Origin of the sequence: Thioclava sp. JE_KL1, from assembly GCF_009296265.1 — a bacterium.
Lineage (GTDB): Bacteria > Pseudomonadota > Alphaproteobacteria > Rhodobacterales > Rhodobacteraceae > Thioclava.
The window spans coordinates 1-19129 of the sequence record NZ_WBJS01000023.1 but is presented as its reverse complement, the minus strand read 5'-3'; the positions used below and the strand labels follow the sequence as shown (position 1 = coordinate 19129).

The following is a 19129-nucleotide window of genomic DNA, read 5'->3' as shown; positions in this document are numbered from 1 at the left end:
TCGTGGCGCAGCACATGGCAATAATCGACGCCCTGCGCGGCGGCTCGTATGACGCATACGAAGCCAGTGTCCGCAATCACTTGCCCGCATCCGCAGAAGCCTACAGGGTCTTGTATGAGCGACGGTTTGCGGCTCGCAGAACCGCAAAACTATAGTTGCCACCACGAATGCATGCCTTCGGGCAAGGCCATCTCCCCCAACCGGCAGCCACCCCCGTGAAACATTGGAGCGCCACTTGGCGATAAAGAGGAGCCGGAAAGTCGCGCTCAATTCGAATGTGTGGTAGGCTTGAGTTGAACTATCTTTGGAGTTTGGATATCAACCTGCAAGGCGCGTTTCTCAACCTGAGTTTTAGACTGAGTCTCGGAAACGATATAAATGCACGCCCCCATAGCGATGCGTCGGCCAGCCCTTTTGATCACATTCGGAAAGACAGTCGGTGCCCCAGATCACAACGCTTGACGCAACCCAGGTCAGCCGTTTCGCCTTTGGCGCGATGCAGTTTGGCAGCGGCGCGAATGAAGCGGCCAGTAAGGATATGTTCACCACCTGCCGCCGTGCAGGCATCAACCATTTCGACACCGCCTACGGCTATGGGGACGGCGCTTCGGAAACCATGCTGTCTGGTATGATCGAAGCTGAACGCGAATCCCTGCTGATCGCGACGAAATTTGGCGGCGACGGGGATGCAAGCAAGGCCAATCTGGCGGCGCAATTCGACGTTTCGCGCAAGCGGTTGAAGCTTGATGTGATCGATCTGCTCTACATGCACCGCTTTGATCCCCACACCGATTTGCACGAAACGATGGAGGCTTTGGCGGTTCTGAAACAGGCCGGACAGATCCGCCATGTCGGGCTGTCCAATTTCGCCGCGTGGCAGGTAATGAAAGCCGTCGCGGTCGCGGCCAGGTTTGATCTGACGATCGACATCATCCAGCCGATGTACAGCTTGCTCAAACGTTAGGCCGAGGTTGAACTCTTGCCGATGGCGGCAGATCAGGCCATTGCGGTTGCGTCCTACTCGCCCTTGGGGGCCGGTCTGCTGACCGGAAAATACCAGCGCGGCGAAACCGGGCGACTGGCGCAGAACACAGTTTACAAATCGCGTTATCGGGAGGACTGGATGCTGGAAACTACCGCCGGGCTGACCGATCTGGCGGCCGAGATTGGCACCGATCCCGCAACTTTGGCGGTGGCTTGGGTCGCCGCCCATCCTGCGGCCCCGATGCCGATCATATCGGGGCGGACGTCACAACAATTGCGGCTGTCTCTGGCCGCTTTGCAGTTTGACATGACGCCCGAAATCCATGCCCGCATCAGCGCATTGAGCCCCGAACCACCGCCGGCAACGGATCGCAGCGAAACGTAAGGCGACAACTGGCGCGCCGGTGGGGGCCGCCTAGAGCACGCTCACAGACGCCTGACCGGATGGCGACAATTCCCACGACTGCACCTCTTTTGCCTGCACCAACTCGGCGACCGCGCTGTCGAACTGCTGGAAATGGGTGCTGGCGAGATGCTGCTCGAAGGCGGCGGCGTCGCAATAGACCTCATACAGGAACACGCGCGCGGGATCGGATTTGGTCTCGGTGCAGACGTCAAAGCGCAGGCACCCCTCTTCGCGCTCAAGTGATTGCCGCGCCTGCGCGCGCATCAGCGGCACGAACCGGCTCATTTGGCCGGGATGGATCGTGAAGGTGACGGTGATGACAAACATGGATCAGCTCGGAAAACGGTGTTGCAGGTCAAGGATGGCGTCGGGCGTCAATGCACGGTAGCGCCGATCCCCAAGGATAGACAAAAGCTTGGCGGTTTCTTCCAACTCTTCGCTAGCATATTGTGCGGCGCGCAGATCCTTGCCTGCGACGACAGGGCCGTGATTGGCCAGCAACACCGCGTGATGCTGGCCCGCCACCGCCGCCACCGCATCCCCCAGCGCCGGATCGCCGGGCGGGAAATAGGGAACCAGCTTGACCTGGCCCAGCTTCATCACAGCATAGGCAGTGAGCGGCGGGATCACGGCATCGGGGTCGGTTTCCTCGAGCATACTCACCGCGACGGCATGGGTGGAATGCAGATGCACGACCGCCCCTGCATCGGCGCGATGGCGATACATGGCCAGATGCAGAAAGCTCTCTTTCGTCGGCTTTGGCCCCGACACGAAGCGCCCCTGCGCATCGATCAGCGCCAGTTCGGCGGGGTCGAGATCCCCCATCGCGATATTGGTCGGGGTCATCAGCCAGCCGCCATCGGGCAGGCGCACCGAGATATTGCCCGAGCTACCGGCGGTATATCCGCGCGCATAAAGCGATTGGCCGATCTTGCAGATCTCTTCGCGCAATTTGCTGGTCATGCAGGCTCTCCTTGTTCCAGCATCGACACCGCGGTTTCGAAAAAATCCGCCTGTCCGAAGTTGCCTGACTTCAATGCAAGCCACAGCCCCCCGCCCTGCGCCCAAGGCACGCCCGGCGCGATTTCGGGGCCAATCGCCAGTTCCTGCACTCCGAGCCCGCGCACGACAGCGCCAGAGGTCTCGCCACCCGCGACGACGAAAGCGTTATAGCCCCGCGCGGCGGCCTGCTGTGCCAGAACGGCAAAGAACGTCTCAAGCCGCGCACCGGCCTCTTCACGGCCAAGAACCGCTTGCACAGCCTTGACCTGTTCGGGGCGGTCGGTGGCATACACCAGCTGTCGCGGATTGGAACACGGCGCCAGTTGGTCCAGAACCTGCGTTGCCAGAGCCTCGGGCTGGGCCGCCTCTGCCGCGCCCACCTTGACCGCCTCATAGCCTACCGCAATCGCTTGGGATACCTGCACCTGCGTCATCTGCGAACCCGAGCCAGACAGGACAAGCGCCCGCATCTGCGCCCGATCGGGACGGGTGAAGGCATCGCGCTGCGCGCGGCGACCGGCCATGATCTGGCGCGCAAGAGCCGCCCCGATCGCCGAGCCCCCCGTGACCAACGGTTCCTCCAGAACCACCTGCGCAAGCGTATCAAGATCACCATCGCTGACGGCATCGCAGATCAACATCGTGCCCGCATCCGCGTTCTGATAGGCTGCGCACACCGTCTCTGCCCCCAGATCGATGCAGGTCTTGTCAATCAACCCGACAGGAGCGCTGCGCTGGCGCGACAGCACCCGCACCAGATCGGGGTCATGCATCGGTGTCAGCGGGTGCTGCGCCATCGAGCTTTCCGACAGCAGGCGATCGCCCACAAACAGATGCCCCATGAACACGCGCCGACCGTTTTCGGGAAAGGCGGGCGCTGCGATGGCCCGTTTTGCGCCCGCCTCCTGCATCAGCGCATCGCTGACCGGCCCGATATTGCCCGCGTCCGTGGAATCGAACGTGGAACAATATTTGAAAAACAATCTCTTTGCCCCGAGGTGATCGCGCAACCAGCGCGCCGCCTTGCAGCTTTCGGCGACGGCCAGATCGGGCGCGATATTGCGCGTTTTCAGCGCCACAACCACGGCGTCGGCGCGCTCGTACAATGCGCCCTTGGGCACGCCGACCCTCAGGGCGACCCGCATCCCGGAACGGCGCAACATCACCGCCAGATCGCAGGCCCCCGTGAAATCATCGGCAATCGCACCGATCTCGATCTGATCGCCCTGCCCCGTCATTGCGCGCCCGTCTCCGTGTCAGAGGCGATCTCGTCGATCAGCAACGCCAGCTCGGCCGTCATCGCCGCCGTGCCCATGTCGCCGCCAAACTCCATCGGGCGCAGGCGGTTTTGCTCAAAGCCGCGCTCGACCGCCGTATCGACGAGCAGCGCCGCCGATTGCGCAGCCGGGCTGTCATAGGTTTCGGAAAGATAGTCGAGCATCAGCGCACCGCTCAGGATTGCAGCCAGCGGGTTGGCCTTGTCCTGCCCCATGATGTCGGGCGCGCTGCCGTGCGCGGGCTGGAACAGGGCGTGATCGTCGCCGATCTCGGCGCAGGCCGCCATGCCCATCCCGCCAACCAGACCACCGGCCAGATCCGACAGGATATCGCCGAACATGTTTTCCATGACCAGCACGTCGAAATCCCAGGGCCGGCGGATCAGGTCAAGCGCCTGCGCATCGACGTAATTATAGCCCCTCGCCACATCGTTGAACCCTTCGCCGCGCTCGTCAAAGATCTTGCGGAAGAACGCTTGGGATTCAAACACATTGGCCTTGTCCACGCAGGTCACATGCCCCGGCTTGCCACGCGAACGACGTTTGCGCGCCAGGCGAAAGGCAAAGTCATGCAGCTTTTCCGTGGTGTGACGCGTGATGCGCATGATGTCGCGCACTTCGCTATCGCCGATCACCTCGGCGCGCCCGTGCACGGCAGCGGAGTAAAACAACCCCTCGGTGGATTCACGCAACACGATCAGGTCGATATTCGCACTGCGCGGATCGGACAGACGGCGTGGGGTATTGGCATAGGCACGCACCGGGCGCACCCCGGCATACAGCTGGAACCGTTCGCGCAGACGCAGATGCGGCGAGATTTCCGTGCCACTCGTGGTGCGCACTTTCGGCAGCCCGATGGCCCCGAGGAAAATCGCATCATTCTCGCCCGCGCGCTCTTCTCCACCGGGTTCGATATCGACCCCCGTTTCAAGGTAATAGCCCGCGCCCGCCCGGATCGCGTTCTGACGCAATTTCAACCCGCCAACACGATCACAGGCCTGATCCAGCAGGGTGAACGTGGCTTGGGTCACATCGCGACCAATGCCATCTCCTTCGATTACGGCAATCTCAAAGTCTTTTTGCGACATGGTCTTTCCTTCGTGCCTTGCTGTCAGAATTGGGTTTGGCGGAACTTGTCGAGGATCGTCAGCAGTTCCTCGGCTGCGCGTTGCCTGTGGGAATGGAAGATCTTGCGCACGGTCTCGCTGTTGCCTGCGAGCATTTCGTCAAGAATTTCACGGTGATCCTGCGTCGAACGCACCGGCATGTCGCGCAGGGGAAGCGTGAACATCCGGGCGCGGTGGGCCTGATCGAACAGGGTCATCACCATGGCGTTGAGGCGCTTGTTCGCGTTCAACCCGATCAGGTCGCGATGAAAGCGGTCATCGGCGCGCGCCCAGGCCTCGCGGTCGCCGGTCTTTATCGCGCGCGCCATGTCTTCGGTCGCGACATAAAGCGGCTCAAGGGTTTCACGGCTTGGCTTGCTGGCGGCGATGGACGCGGCGGCTTCGGGCTCAAGCGCGGTCAGGATCTGGTAGATCTCGCGCATATCCTCGAGCCGGATCGGCAGCACCCTCACGCCGCGACGCGGAATGATCTGCACCAGCCCGTCCGCCTCCAGCCGGATCATCGCCTCGCGCACCGGCGTGCGGCTCATCCCGAGCATCAGGGCAATTTCGGGTTCGGTCGCCTGAAAACCCGCAGGCATCCGGTTCGACAGGATTTCCTGTTTCAGGCGTTCATATGCATTGTCGACACGCGATTCTTTGACGGAGTCAGGCATTTCCTCGGCCTCGCTGTTGCAAAAATCTGTTGGAAAAGCTCATTCCGCACCCCCTGTTTCGCCCAAACGGGTCCGGGGCAGATCAAGGCGATGCGCGATCACTTTCGTCTCCTCAAACACGCGTGGATAATACTGGCGCACCAGCGGGTCGTGCCCCGGAATGATGCGCCCGCCCTTGCCCAGATCGCGCAGGCGGTCGAAACCGCGCAGCATGGCATCGGTATCCACCACAATCGGGAACAGTTTGTTGAACTGGTAATTCTCGTAGTAATGCGCCCCGTCCGAAGCCAGCACCACCGGCCCGTTCGCGGTTTTCACGCTCACCGCCTGAAGGCCCCGGCTATGGCCGCCCAGATGATGCACGGTGATCCCCGGCGCAATCTGCGCATCGCCGTCATGGAACGTCACGAGCCCTGAATGGACCCGCTTGATCGCCTCGCAGACATGTTCGGCCGTGAAGGGCGCGCGCAGCGTATCGTGACACATGGACGGCCCCGTCGCGAAGGCCATTTCGGACGCCTGCATATGCAGCTTCGCCCCGGCGAAATTGGCCAACCCGCCGGCGTGATCGTAATGCAGATGGGTCAGGATGACGGCGTCGATCGTCTCGGGGCCGACACCGATATCGCGCAGCGCGCACATCGGATCAACCAGCACCGGACGGCCACGCCACGCGCCCTCGATCGCGTCATAGCCGGTATCGACAAGGATCGTGCGATGTGCGTTGCGCACCAGCCAGACATAGTAATCCATCGGATGGGGCGCGGCATGATCGTCATCATACAGGAACGAATCCGCGCGCGTGCGGCTGTTGCGCTCGGCATATTTGATCGCGAGGATTTCATAATGGCTGTCGTCGCTCATACCGTCCTCCCTTTTTGGCCAAGTTCAATGCGCCGCCCCTGATGTGCAGACAGATAAGCGGCCTCGTCGCAGCGGATCACGTCAAGATAGTCCTGCGCGCGGTTCTCCAGCGGCGCGCCGTCGCGCAGATAGGCTACAACATGCCGGTTGAGCGCCTCGACACAGCCACCACCGAAATCGCGATCCTCGTAATGCAAAGGCAGCTCTGCTTCGTCATTCGACCCGAATGCGCGTGTGAAAAGGCGTCCTTCTCCATCCAATCGCAGGGTTGCACGCTCGGCCTCGATCACCAATTCGCCCATCGTCTTGCGCCGGTTTTCGGCTATGTGATCGCTCAGCCGGTTGCCGTCGAACACCGAGACGGTGCCACCGCGATGGTGCAAGATCATCAGACCGCAATCCTCGCCCGCAATCACCGGGTTGAGTTGGCGGATATCGGCATAGACGCTTTCGATAGGGCCGAAAAGCCAGCCGAACAGATCAAGGAAATGCACGCCGGTTTCATGGATCAGCAGACGCGGCATCGCGCGAAAGGCAGGCTGGCGCGCAAGATAGGCATCCTCCCCGCGCCCGTCACCCGGACGCAGCGCAAACCGGCAGCCATAGACCTGTCCAAGATCGCCCGCCTCCAGCATCTGTTTGATCTTGCGATACCACGGCTGAAAGCGGAAATTCTCATGGATGATCAGATCGGCGCCGATGGCGGCGGCTTCCTGCACGACCGCTTCGGCCTCGGCAATATTGCGGCAAAACGGCTTTTGGCAGATGATCATCCGCCCCGGCCGCAAAGCCGCGCGCACCAGATCGGCATGGCTGTCAGGCGGCGTCACCAGATCCAGAATATCTGGACCCTCCGGCCCGAGCAGCGGTGCCGGATCGGCAAACCCCGCAACGCCACGCGCAGCGGCCACCTCTTGCGTGCGCGCCTCGTCACGGTCGCTGATGCCCGCAATCGTGACACCCTCGATCCGCTCCCAGGCGTTGAGATGAAACTGGCTGAAATAGCCCAGCCCGATCACGCCCACAGTGATATTGCCCGCCCCTGTCATCGGAACCACCAGATCGGGGCCATCGACACCGAGGGCACGAACGTCACGATCAACAAGACCGTCAGCGCAACTGCGTAAAGCGGCAGAATCGCGCGGGTGATCTTGAGCACTCCGACACCTGAAATCCGCGACGCCACATAAAGCGTGGCCCCGACCGGTGGCGTAAACAGGCCGATCGCAAGGTTGCAGGTGATGATGACGCCAAGATGGATCACATCCACCCCGTAGGCCTGCGCCGTGGGAATGAACAGCGGCGCGGACAACAGGATCGCAGGCACCGGATCCAGCACCATGCCAAGGATCAGCAAGACGATATTGACCATCAGCAGGAAGGTGAACGGGCTGCTCGAGAAATGCTGCACGAATTCGATCAGGATCTGAGGCATCTGTTCAAGCGTGATCAGCCAGGCCAGCACGGCTGTCGCCCCGATCACCACCATCACGACCGCGCTGGTGACAAAGCTGTCGACAAGAAGGCGGGGAAGATCGCGCAGGCGCAGGTCACGATAGATAAAGACCGTCACGATCAAACCATAAACCACCGCAACAGCCGCCGCCTCGGTCGGGGTTACGAGACCCCCGAAGATACCGCCCAGAATGATAATCGGCATAAATAAGGCCGGAAGGCTGCCAAAGAACGTCGAGCCCAGTTCGCGCATCGAGATGCTTTGACCACCGGGATCGACGCCGCTGCGTTTGCCCAGCCAGACACAATAGCCCATGAACGCCAGCCCCATCAGAACGCCCGGGCCAATCCCTGCGAGGAACAAATCCCCGACCGAGACATTGCCGACAAAGCCGTAAATCAACATCGGGATCGACGGCGGAATGATGATGCCGATCGTGCCCGCAGCCGCAACAAGGCTGGCCGCGAAAGACCGCCGGTAGCCCTGTTTGTCCATCGCCGGGATCATCACCGAGCCGATCGCGGCAGAATCCGCAATCGCCGAGCCCGAGATGCCGCCAAAGATCATCGACGCCCCGACCACTACCACGCCGAGCCCGCCGGGCAGTTTCGCAAACACCGCCTTGGCAAAATCGATGATGCGCTGGCCTACGCCGCCCCGGCTCATCATTTCGCCCGCAAATACGAACAGCGGAATCGCGATGTAATGGTTGGGTTCGACGCCGCCGATGAAGTTCAAAAACAACGCCTGCAGCGGGTAGCCCAGATCAAAGACGAAGATCGGAACAACTGCCGTCAGCAGGATTGCCCAGACCAGCGGAATACCGACCAGAATGGTCAACAGGAAGAGACCGGTGACAAAGAGCAAGATCATGCCAGCCCCTCCCGTCCGTGTTCTTCACCTTCCGAGATCTGGCCTTGGACATCGGGCCCGTTGCCGGTGAAATCGAGATAGGTGTTGAAGAGATGAAACATCAGCGCCAGCGCAATGCCGACGGGCATCGAGGCGTAAAGCAGGCCGACCGGCCAATATAGAACCGTGGTTTTTTCATGCCAGACATGGATCGCCGTATGCGCTCCGAAGCGGATCAGGGACACCATCAGAGCTGCAACAATCAGGTTCAGGACTAACGTGAGACCGCGCTTGGCGCGATTGGGGATAAGGGCTGCGAAAATCTCGGTAACGCGCATATGCACCCCGCGCGCCGAGGCCGCTGCCGCCCCGAGAAACGTCACCCAGAGCATCAGAAAGGCCGAGACCTCGAGTGACCAGGACAGATCCGGCCCGAAACCGCGAAATACGGCATTTGAAAAGACGATGATGACAATGAGCGCCCCACCGATCGCAAGGCAGGCATCGATCACCCCCGAGATCATCAGTAACGGGGCGGGGTAGTGGTCGCGGTATTCGTGATCCATCTGGAACTCCATGCATCCGGCAGATGAGGCTTGGCAGACCGGGCCACGAGCGCTTGCCCGCAGCCCGGCGCGCGGGCTCAGTTCGCCGGCATTTCCTTGCGGATCTTGGCGGCATCAGTGAGCAATGCATCAACATCGTCGCCATACTCCGCACGCGCACGGGTGTAGACCGCATCGGCCGCCTTGCGGAACGGGGCGATGTCGGGGCGCGTCACCGTAGCACCGGCAGCTTCCATTTCCTGAAGCTGCTTTTCTTCGGAACCGCGCACCAACTCACGGCTGTAGGTTGCTGCATCGTTTGCCGCTTTTTGCACTGCGGCTTTCTCGTCATCCGACAGGCTTTGCCAGGTGTTTTCGGAAATCGCCATCGGCAGCGGGCTGTAGATGTGACGCGTCAGCGTGATATAAGGAGCCACTTCGTAGAAGCGCAGCGACTTGATCGTATCAACCGGGTTTTCCTGCCCCCAAACCGTGCCCTGCTGAATCGCAAGATAGACCTCGGTCACCGGCATCACGACCGTATCAAAGCCGATTGCCTCCATCGTCCAGCGCAGCATGTCATTGGGATAGACGCGCATCTTCTTGCCCTCGGCATCCGCCGGAGAGTTCAGCGGCCCCTTGGTCGTAAAGCTGCGAAAACCTGCCTCCCAAGTTGCAAGCATCCGGTAACCCTTGGCCGGAAGCTTGGCGAATTGCGCCTTCATCCACGGGGATGTGTCATAAAGCGCCCAGCCCTGTTCATAGCTGTCCACGAGGAACGGCAAGGCTGTAAGGTTGAGCGTCTTGAGATCGGTTGCGTAAGATCCGGTTGCCGAGACCGTGAAATCGACGCCGCCCAGCTTGAGCTGCTCGATAGCCTTGGGATCATTGGCCAGCTGACCCGAGGGATAGACCTTCACGGTCAGTTCGCCCTTGGTATATTCCTTGACCTTGTCGGCAAAGACATGCGCCGCCTTGTCGCGCGAGCCGCCGGGATTATCCGTGTGGCTGAAACGCAGCGTGCGCGCCTCTGCATGGCCCGCGGCGAATACAGATGCCAGCGCCAGACCGACGCCCGCAATCATGCTTGCGATCGAATTCGATTTCATTCGTCTCTCCTCCCAGAGTCTTGTTTTAGCCAGCATCCGTACCTCCTCGGACATCCAGCCACAGCATCAGCTCACCCCCGAAAACGCTAAGGGACTCACTCAATGAGGAGAATAATGCATACATTAAAAAATACATCAACGCATAATTTCGTCCTACGCATTCGACTACGCTGCCGATCGTCGGTGCAGGTCAGGCCTTCATGGGCGTGCTCTTCCAGATGCATCGCATCTGCCAGGCCCGCGACGATGCGCTGCGCCTCGATCGCAGCTTTCGGGCAACGTTCCGCCGCTTGCTGGATCGAGACCTGGAAAGACCGACGACTGCAGCCGACATCATGAGCATCGCTGGCCCCCGCGCCCCCGGAGGCACCAAGATCAGGGCGTTGCTGCCAATGATGGCTGAGGTAGAGGATGCCGTTCCGGTCCTCGAATACGGTAAGATCGTCGGCATCGTAACCCGGACCAATCACCTGGCGGCGCTGTCCCGGGGCGCGGCGCGCGCCTGGAGCGGCCGACCGGGTTGCCGGTGAATGTGGCTCAAGCCAAGTCTCTCACCGCCTGGATCCCGTTCTCGGTCACGATGAGATCGAGTGTAATATCAAGGGGGTACGGGTAGATGCTCGTGAGTTTCGCGGCATCGAAAGCGATACCGACGACAAAGGGTTTCGATTTCAGCGCGGCCAAAGTCCGGTCGAAATAACAGCCGCCATATCCGAGGCAATAGACTTCTGCAGTCCAGCCGACGAGCGATGCCCACGCGATGTCGGGCGCGACAACGGGTGCGTCCGATGCGGGACGGGAATGTTCCAGTCGCCGCGCACCATGCGGGTTTCGGGAGGCCAGCGGCAGGGCGACGGTCTCGCCCGCCTTGTGCAGATCGGCCATCGGCGGGCCCAGTTCGGGTTCGCCCTTGATCGGCCAGTAGACGGAAAAGACCGTGTCTCCCGCCGCCAGAAAGGGCAAAAGTGGACCACTATTGCTCCGCCGTTCTCAATTTATAGCCAACTCCTTGCTCCTTGCTCCTTGCTCCTTGCTCGTTGCGCGAGCGAAGCTTGCGATTGCTGTGTTGCAGCTCTGACGGCCGGCATGGTCGTGGCGCTTCCGTGAGGAACTCTTCGCATAATGCTTCCTTCCAAACCTGGTAAAGGATCGCTCCATCAAACCGAGGGGTCTAACACCTGAATTGGCGCGAGCCCTCATCGAACGCGAGACGTGCAGGAGACCCAGCCTATCGAGGGCAATGTAACCTTTTACGGGAAGACAATCGTCAATTAGAAACGGCGCCTTCGGTCTGCCATGACCTGAGTTCGCGGTTCTTCAATCGATGAGGACGATTTGAACAATCGCCCGCCGCGCCGTTATGAGGCTTCCCGTAGTGCAGCGGGCGATTGCGGTGGTCAGGCTTCTACGTGGATGCTTTGCACCCCGTTTCTTTCGCGGATCGCGTCACGGATCACCGCTTTGACGAGCGCAATGCACATCAGGACCATCACGAAGCTGAACGGCAAAGCGCCGATCACCATCGCCGTCTTGATCGCCTCAAGCCCGCCAACGAGAAGCAGGCCGCCCACGACGCAGCTGAGTGCGAGGCCCCAGAAGATGATATGGCCCCGCCCCTTCGGGCTTTCCTCGCCCGCGGCATTGATCGTGTTGACGATCAGGATCGCCGAGTCCGCGGTGGTCACCAGATAGGTCAACAGCAAGACCACGACGATGACCGCCATCGCCCAGGCCCAACCGCCGTGCAAGATCAGATCGAGCATCACGAACAGCTGGCTTTCCTGACCGGCGCTTGCGATCGCGTCGCCCGCGGCCCCGTCCAGCGTCATGTGGATCGCCGTGCCACCCACCAGCGTGAACCAGACGAAGCACATCAGGGAGGGAACGATGATCGCGCCCATCACGTATTCCCGGATGCTTCTGCCGCGCGAGACCCGCGCAAGGAAAACGCCAACGAAGGGCGCAAAGGCGATCCACCACGCCCAGTAGAAGACCGACCAGCCCTCTTGCCAGGCGGCCAGCGCATCGCCGGTTTTCGTGCCGTCCGGGCGCCAGACGGTGAACAGCAGGCGAGGAAGGTCCGCCACATAGGCAACCAGCCCGTCGAACAGTGCGTTCAGACCGAAGAAGGTCGAGCCGAACAGGATGAAGAAGGCCAGCACGAAAAAGCTGAGGCCCATGTTCAGATTGGACAGCCATTTGATGCCCTTGCCGACGCCCGAAAGCGCGGAGAGCGTCGATGCTCCCAGGATCACAGCCAGCGCGACAATGATGCCCGCCGTGCTGGGCTTGCCATCCGCCGAGACGATCCAGTTGCCGACCCCGATACGCTGAAGGCCGGCGACGAATTGCTCAACGCCGAAGCCCAGCGTCTGCGCAACGCCAAGGATGGTCGCCACGACGGCGACGATGTCGACGACATGACCGCCCGTGCCCGAAAGCCGCTTGCCAAACAGCGGCGTCAGCGCAGAGCGCACCGTCAGCGGCAGGTTCCGCCGATACGAGAAATAGGCCAGGCTCAGCCCGACCAGCGCATAACAGGCCCAGGCCGAAAAGCCCCAATGCAGGAAGGACCAGACATAGGCATCGGTCACGTTATCGGCGCCCGAAGCGGTGGTCTGCCCCATGATGACGTTGGGGTTGTTGGCGAAGTGATACATCGGCTCGGCGGTGGCGAAGGTCAGCATCCCCACCCCGATGCCCGCGCCGAACATCATGGAAAACCACGAGAACCGCGAGAATTCCGGTTCATCACCGGTCCGGCCAAGCTTTAGCCTGCCCGTCGAGGGCACCATCGCCAGCGCGAGACACAGGATCAGGAACGCGGCCGCGACATAGATATACCAGGCCGCGAAGTTCTTCAGGATCGTTCCGTTCAGCGCGTTCAGGACGGCGGCCGCGTTCTCGGGCACGGCGATCGCCCAGACGATCAGTGCGCTGACAAGGATTTTCGAAGGGATCGCGACGCTTTTGGAAAAGCCGGAATAGAATCCGCTCTCTGCCGTTGGGATGTGCAAATCCATCAAGGGGGGTCTCTTGGCCATGTTTCCTCCATTCTGGCACTTGAAGTCCGGGCAGCCTCCTCCGTTTGCCGGATATGCCTCCGACATGACCGACCCGAACGATCGAAAAAACTGCGGTTGCGCCGCCACTTATTCGCGAACGCATCAAGGCGCCCCGCCCGGGGGCGCCCTGCCTTTGCCCCTAGCTGGGCAGGTATTCTTCGCTCCAGCTCTCGCTGAGCTGGCCGGATTTCAGCATCCGTTCGATGGCCGAGGCGGAATAGCCCAGCTCGTTCAGAATGTCCCGCGTCGAGGTCCCGAATTTCTCGGTCGGCGGCAGGGCGAAGACCCGCCCACGCACGGGTCTGACCGCGTAGGGATCAAGCTGGATAACCTCATGGCCGCTGGGGTGATCTGCGTAGCGCGAGAACGAATAGCTGCCCCGGTCGATGCCCGGCGTCCCGTCGGGCTCGCGCAGGTTCTCGGCGCGCAGCGCATCAATATTGTGGCAGATCGCACAGCCGATATCCGCCGCGCGCAGACGCTCGATCCATTCGGTCGCGGGGAGCGACTGGAAGGCGCCCGCAAGGAACGCAGCGCGCTCTTCCTCGGGAACATCCGGGAAATCCTCGAGCCCTTCGACATTGCGAAAGCGCGGCAGATCGCTCTCATAGGCGCTCAGCAAAATATAGATGCCAGAAGCGGTGCTGTAGAACCGGCTGAGCGCGTCATAGCCGTTGACCTCGGGCCCCGAGGGCTCGTCGAATAGGCCGCGCCCTCGGAAGTCATAAGCGAAGGGCATCTGCAGCAGCCCGCTATTTGCGCTGAGCGAGGTGCGCCCCCGCCCGATGCGGCCGAAACGGTGTTTCTGGTAAAGCGCCGCAGCCACGGCCAGTGCCCCGCCAAAGCCGCACATCACATCGATCGTGCCGACATGCGCGTGCTCTTCGGGTCGGTCCATCGCGCCGCCGAAACGCAGCATGATGCCGGTGGTGGCCTGCACCAGATCGTCATAGCCGATGTAATCGCTGCGCACCCCGCGCCGCACGCCGCTGAAGCAGTCAAGCTTGCAGAAGATCGCCTCCGGGTTCAGCTTGCGCAGGTTTTCGGCATCCAGCCCCATACGCTTAATCTGGCTGTCTGGCGCGTTCCAGAAAATGACATCGACGGATTTCACCAGATCCTCGAACACCTTCCGGCCATGCTCGGATTTCACATCGGCCAGGATCGAGCGCTTTCCGCGACCCTGGCTCATGCCATACATTACGGTGTTCCAGCTATCATAAAGAGGCTGAGCCGGATCGATCTTGATCACCTCTGCGCCGAAACGGGCGAGATAGCTGGCTGCATGCGGCCCGGCGATCACATTGCACATGTCAAGAACGCGAACGCCTGATAGCCAGCCCTCCTGAGAGATTCCGTCCTCGGGATCGGGAACGTCGGTGCGCAGTTTGCGCAGAACCTTCAGCGCCTCGTCGAACTCCACCCAACGGCGCGGCTCGGGTGTCAGCGCTTCCTCGCCGCTTTCCTCCATCCAGACCACGGGGCCGGGCTGCGTCATCTCACCATATTCGGGATCCCAGATGTCGATCATCAGTCCCGACGCTTCCGCGTATTCGTCGTTGATCCATTCCTGCAACCAACGCTGTGGCGCGCCCGGAATGCCTGCACGACCGAACATGCGCTTCCACTCATGCGAGGTGCGTGTCATGAACACCTCCTTCATTCGCGCCGCGAGCTTGTCGGCCCAGAATTTCGGCATCGGGTAGACGCCGAGCGAGGTATCCGTCTTCCACTCCGCCTGCGGTTTGTAAGTGTCTTCCTCCTCCTGCAGGCCGTCCGCGACCATCTCGTCGTAAATGCCCAGAACCTCCAGGCAACGGCGCGCGTGATGCTTGTGGCTGGGGCAGACGACGTAGAACATCCGCCCGTCCTTGCACATGTAGCTGCGGAAGAACGGGTCGAGCAGTTCCTGCAGATCCTCGTAGGAGACATTCATCGGCAGACCTTCGACGCGGCGCCGCTCGATCTCGATCTCGCGCTGTGTCAGATAGCGTTTGGGCACGTCGAAGACCTGAATGGAGTTGTAGCACAGACCCTCCATCACAGCCGCCGCGAGCGGCACCTCGATCTGATCGCCGAGCCCCGTCAACTGGCGCGACTGCAACGCCAGAACCGTCGCGGAGGCGGCGATCTGCGCCGCATAGGACGACGACAGCGGCAGCGGCGAGAAGGACGGGTTCAACCCCATCAGAACCCGGTTAAGCCCCATGTCGGTGAACACGCCCGAGCTGGCCGCCACGACGCTCTCGAAGGCGCGCTGCTCGCGGCGAAGTTCGTCATTCGAGGCAAAGCCGGGAATGGAAATCGTGATCAGCTCGGGCCGCTCTTCGCGCATCGCGGCGAAATCGATCCCGAGTTTCGCAAGCTTCCCGGGGCGGAAGTTCTCGACGATGATATCGGCCTCGGCACAAAGCGCGCGCGCCTTGGCCAGACCGTCTTCGGATTTCAGGTCCAGATTCACGATCAGCTTGTTGCGCATCAGCGCGGCATTGGCCGGGCTGTCCCACATCGGGCCGTCGGGCGGGTCGATATGCACGACCGTGGCCCCCAGATCGCCCAGCAGCATCGCGACTGCGGGCCCCGCGATATACTGCCCGAAATCGACGACTTTGACACCGGTCAGGGGCAGATTGGAAAACGATTTACGCATGTTCTCTCCAGAGGGCAAAAAGACGCAAGGCAATGGCCTATCGGCCGGCAAGAACCCAGCGGGCCGCTTTTTCGGCGATCATCAGGGTCGGGGAATTGGTGTTACCGCTGGTGATCTCGGGCATGACGCTGGCGTCGACGACGCGCAGACCGGTGACGCCTTTGACGCGCAGATGCGGGTCGAGCACGGCGGTTTCGTCATCCGCGCGCCCCATTTTCACCGTGCCGACAGGGTGGAAGATCGTGTTCGCGATGTCGCCGGCCAGTTTGGCGAGCTCTTCGTTGCTTTGATATTGCGGCCCGGGTTTGAATTCCTCGGGCTCGTAGGCCTTCATCGCGGGCTGCGACATGATCTCGCGCACCTGCCGCAGGCTGTCGGCGGCGACCTTACGGTCATCCTCGGTGGCGAGGTAATTGGGTGAAATCATCGGCGCATCCCGGAAATTCGCCGACCGGATGCGCACATGGCCTCGGCTTGTCGGGTTCAGGTTGCAGACGCTGACCGTCATCGCCGGGAAGTCATGCAGATCCTCGCCAAAGGCTTCGAGGCTGAGGGGCTGCACGTGATATTCGAGATTGGCGTGGCTTCGCCCGGCATCGGACCGCGTGAAGGCGCCAAGCTGACTGGGCGACATGCTCATCGGACCGGAGCGTTTCAGCAGATATTCCGCGCCGATCATCGCCTTGCCCCAGAGGTTTCCGGCAAGAGTGTTGAGCGTGCGGGTGCCTTTGACCTTGTAGACGGCACGGATCTGCAGGTGGTCTTGCAGGTTCTCGCCCACCGGCGCATCCCGTAGCACCTCGATCCCATGCGATTGCAGCAGCTCCGCGGGCCCGATGCCCGACAGTTGCAGGATCTTCGGCGAATTGATCGCGCCTGCCGACAGCAGCGTTTCGGTCTTCGCGCGGACGGTCGTGCTCTGCCCGTTCCGATTGACGCGGGCACCGGAGCAGCGCGGCGTGCCGTTCGCGTCGTTTTCGAAGGTGAGCTTTTCGACCTGCGCCTCGGTCCAGACCGTCAGATTGGCGCGGGCTTTCGCAGGCCTCAGAAAGGCTTTCGAGCTGTTCCACCGCCAGCCCGAACGCTGGTTCACGTCGAAATAGCCAACGCCCGCATTGTCGCCGCTGTTGAAATCGTCCGTCTTCTCGATCCCGGCCTCGACCGCCGCATCCGCGAAGCTGTCCAGCACGTCCCAGCGCAGGCGCTGTTTCTCGACGCGCCATTCCCCGCCATGGCCGTGCATATCGGAAAAGCGGCCATTCTCTCCGGTCGCCGGATCGGAACCGTCATCGAGTTTGCAATGATCTTCATGGGCCTTGAAGTCGCGCAGGGAGGCCTCCCAGCCCCACTCCTCCTCACCGCTCAGCCGCGCCCAGTTGTCATAGTCACGCGACTGGCCGCGCATGTAGATCATGCCGTTGATCGACGAGCACCCGCCCAGCGTCTTGCCGCGCGGATACCGCAGGATACGCCCGTTGAGCCCCTTGTCGGGCTCGGTGTTATACATCCAATCGGTGCGCGGATTGCCGATGCAATAGAGATAGCCGACCGGGATATGGATCCACGGATAGGTGTCTGCTTTCCCTGCTTCGAGCAGCAACACCCGGTTGGCCGGATCCGCGCTCAGCCGATTGGCCAGAAGACATCCCGCAGAGCCCCCACCGATCACGATGTAGTCAAACTCCGTCTGAGTATTCGGCATGGCTATGTCCTCCTGGTCTGTCCCGCAGCACCAGAGATGACAGGACACCCGGAAAAACGCCCTGCACGCAGTGGCCTTTCGAGTGCCATACGCTCCTCCCAGCGCAGCAACTCGCAAAGGCCTAAGAAGCTTATGTGGAATTAGCTAATGACAAATTTTTCAACATGATATTAGGTTTCCTAATATGGAAAGATTCTCGAACCTAAACAGTATTCTGGCCTTCGCGACGGTGGCCCGCGAGGGCAGCGTCTCTCGCGCGGCCGAGGTGCTCAACCTCACGCAGCCAGCGATCAGTCATCAGATCAAGCGACTGAGCGAAGAGACCGGCATCACGCTGTTCAAGCGCACGCCACGCGGTCTGGACCTCACTCCGGACGGAATCGCGATGCTGCCAAAGGCCGAGCAGGTGCTCAACGCAATGGCCGAGTTCCGCCGCTGCGCCAGCAAGCAGTGCGGTCAGGTGTCGGGCAAACTGAAGATCGGCACCATCGTCGATCCGGAATTCATTCGCCTCGGTCGCCTGCTAAGCCGTCTTGGCGCCGAGCACCCCAATATCAGCACGGAACTGATACATGGCGTCAGCGGGGAGATCCTCGAGAAACTGACGCGTCAGCAGATCGATGTCGGTTTCTACCTGACCTCGCCTGACGCGGTGGACAGCATCCCCGCAGAGCGACCGCTGCATTCCAGAAAACTGGCTGACTTCGACTACCGCGTCATTGCGCCGGTCGGGTGGGATGCGCGTGTCGCCGGTGCAGACTGGGCTCAGCTGGCCAGCCTGCCTTGGATCGGCACCTCCCCGACGTCGGTGCATAATCGGCTGCTGAAACGAATTTTCGACGCGCATGGTTGCGTGCAGAATTCGGTGGCGATGGTCGATCAGGAAGCCTCGATGCTCGAGATGGTCCGCTCGGGCGTCGGACTGAGCCTGTGCCGAGAGTCGGTCGCCTTGCATCAACGGCAAACTTTCGGGCTCGCCGTGTGTGAGGAACTGCGCGTCCCCGCGTGTCTCGTCATCCAGACCCTGGAAGACCGAAAAGATCACCCGGTAATTGCCGCACTTTTCGAACAGCTTTCGAGCGTTTGGTGATGGCTCTTCAAACGGCCCTCGAACATGCAGTGCGGCTTGTTCGCTCGATCGCTCTACAGCTGGGTGGTAGCGGCTGGATGAAAACCCAGTAACAGGAGACACTGACCTGCCATGTGATCCAACACGCGACTACAAAGGATCAATGAAAATGCATTCGACCGGCGACAGGGAGCTTGCCCGTCGAGAGGAGTGTGAATGGGCTCTGTTGCACAAATCCCGTGAAGGGATTCATGTTGTGAATCCAGCGTGGTAGCTGGCTGTCATGAGCAGACCGACGCCCCCGACCTACAAGACCAGGAACTGGCCATCCTACAATGAAGCGCTCAAGCGCCGTGGCTCACTGA

The 19129-nt window shown here is 61.3% G+C and carries 16 protein-coding genes and 1 pseudogene; 3 read left to right on the top strand and 14 right to left on the bottom strand.

Going from position 1 to position 19129, the window contains the following annotated elements; all coding sequences use genetic code 11:
• Window positions 1-496 precede the first annotated feature (496 nt).
• Window positions 497-1369, top strand: a pseudogene (locus F8R15_RS19930) (aldo/keto reductase).
• Window positions 1370-1399: 30 nt separating this feature from the next.
• Here the strand turns inward: F8R15_RS19930 and F8R15_RS19925 are convergent.
• From F8R15_RS19925 to F8R15_RS19880, 10 genes are all read right to left on the bottom strand, one after another.
• Window positions 1400-1717, bottom strand: a complete 318-nt coding sequence (locus F8R15_RS19925) for a putative quinol monooxygenase (RefSeq protein ID WP_152845770.1) — start codon at window positions 1715-1717, stop codon at window positions 1400-1402.
• A gap of 3 nt (window positions 1718-1720) precedes the next feature.
• A complete protein-coding gene (otnC, locus tag F8R15_RS19920; protein WP_152845769.1) occupies window positions 1721-2353 on the bottom strand; it encodes a 3-oxo-tetronate 4-phosphate decarboxylase in 633 nt (210 codons plus the stop codon).
• Complete coding sequence (gene otnK, locus F8R15_RS19915) at window positions 2350-3630, bottom strand: 3-oxo-tetronate kinase (protein ID WP_152845768.1); 1281 nt, start codon at window positions 3628-3630, stop codon at window positions 2350-2352. The genes otnC and otnK overlap by 4 nt, the downstream gene beginning before the upstream one ends.
• Window positions 3627-4757: an isocitrate/isopropylmalate dehydrogenase family protein gene (locus F8R15_RS19910; RefSeq protein WP_152845767.1), complete on the bottom strand. Its 1131-nt coding sequence runs from the start codon at window positions 4755-4757 to the stop codon at window positions 3627-3629. The genes otnK and F8R15_RS19910 overlap by 4 nt, the downstream gene beginning before the upstream one ends.
• Before the next feature lie 23 nt (window positions 4758-4780).
• A complete protein-coding gene (locus F8R15_RS19905) occupies window positions 4781-5452 on the bottom strand; it encodes a GntR family transcriptional regulator (protein WP_152845766.1) in 672 nt (223 codons plus the stop codon).
• 39 nt (window positions 5453-5491) lie between these two features.
• On the bottom strand, window positions 5492-6316 hold the full coding sequence (locus F8R15_RS19900) for an N-acyl homoserine lactonase family protein (RefSeq protein ID WP_152845765.1): 825 nt from the start codon (window positions 6314-6316) through the stop codon (window positions 5492-5494).
• On the bottom strand, window positions 6313-7365 hold the full coding sequence (locus F8R15_RS19895; protein ID WP_152845764.1) for a Gfo/Idh/MocA family protein: 1053 nt from the start codon (window positions 7363-7365) through the stop codon (window positions 6313-6315). Before F8R15_RS19895 ends, F8R15_RS19900 begins: the two co-directional genes overlap by 4 nt.
• Window positions 7362-8645: a TRAP transporter large permease gene (locus F8R15_RS19890; RefSeq protein ID WP_083079993.1), complete on the bottom strand. Its 1284-nt coding sequence runs from the start codon at window positions 8643-8645 to the stop codon at window positions 7362-7364. The genes F8R15_RS19895 and F8R15_RS19890 overlap by 4 nt, the downstream gene beginning before the upstream one ends.
• Window positions 8642-9190 (bottom strand): TRAP transporter small permease, encoded by a 549-nt coding sequence (locus tag F8R15_RS19885; protein ID WP_165757055.1) that lies wholly within the window; start codon window positions 9188-9190, stop codon window positions 8642-8644. Before F8R15_RS19885 ends, F8R15_RS19890 begins: the two co-directional genes overlap by 4 nt.
• A gap of 77 nt (window positions 9191-9267) precedes the next feature.
• The gene (locus tag F8R15_RS19880) at window positions 9268-10278 is read right to left on the bottom strand and encodes a TRAP transporter substrate-binding protein (RefSeq protein ID WP_083079998.1); all 1011 of its coding nucleotides are present in this window, start codon (window positions 10276-10278) and stop codon (window positions 9268-9270) included.
• Window positions 10279-10478: 200 nt separating this feature from the next.
• Here F8R15_RS19880 and F8R15_RS19875 point away from each other — a divergent pair, with 200 nt between their 5' ends.
• Window positions 10479-10808 carry a hypothetical protein gene (locus tag F8R15_RS19875; protein ID WP_083080001.1) on the top strand — a complete coding sequence of 110 codons (330 nt, stop codon included), beginning with the start codon at window positions 10479-10481 and terminating at the stop codon, window positions 10806-10808.
• A gap of 7 nt (window positions 10809-10815) precedes the next feature.
• Here F8R15_RS19875 and F8R15_RS19870 read toward each other — a convergent pair whose 3' ends face one another.
• From F8R15_RS19870 to F8R15_RS19850, 4 genes are all read right to left on the bottom strand, one after another.
• A complete protein-coding gene (locus F8R15_RS19870) occupies window positions 10816-11163 on the bottom strand; it encodes a 5-formyltetrahydrofolate cyclo-ligase (RefSeq protein WP_152845763.1) in 348 nt (115 codons plus the stop codon).
• A 512-nt stretch (window positions 11164-11675) separates the two neighbouring features.
• Window positions 11676-13322, bottom strand: coding sequence for a BCCT family transporter (locus tag F8R15_RS19860; RefSeq protein WP_152845762.1), 1647 nt, complete (start codon window positions 13320-13322; stop codon window positions 11676-11678).
• A 160-nt stretch (window positions 13323-13482) separates the two neighbouring features.
• Complete coding sequence (locus F8R15_RS19855) at window positions 13483-15993, bottom strand: CoA transferase (RefSeq protein ID WP_152845761.1); 2511 nt, start codon at window positions 15991-15993, stop codon at window positions 13483-13485.
• Window positions 15994-16030: 37 nt separating this feature from the next.
• A complete protein-coding gene (locus tag F8R15_RS19850; RefSeq protein ID WP_152845760.1) occupies window positions 16031-17695 on the bottom strand; it encodes a GMC family oxidoreductase in 1665 nt (554 codons plus the stop codon).
• Window positions 17696-17879: 184 nt separating this feature from the next.
• Between F8R15_RS19850 and F8R15_RS19845 the strand changes: the two genes are divergently transcribed.
• Window positions 17880-18785: a LysR family transcriptional regulator gene (locus F8R15_RS19845; protein WP_098410875.1), complete on the top strand. Its 906-nt coding sequence runs from the start codon at window positions 17880-17882 to the stop codon at window positions 18783-18785.
• Window positions 18786-19129: the final 344 nt, after the last annotated feature.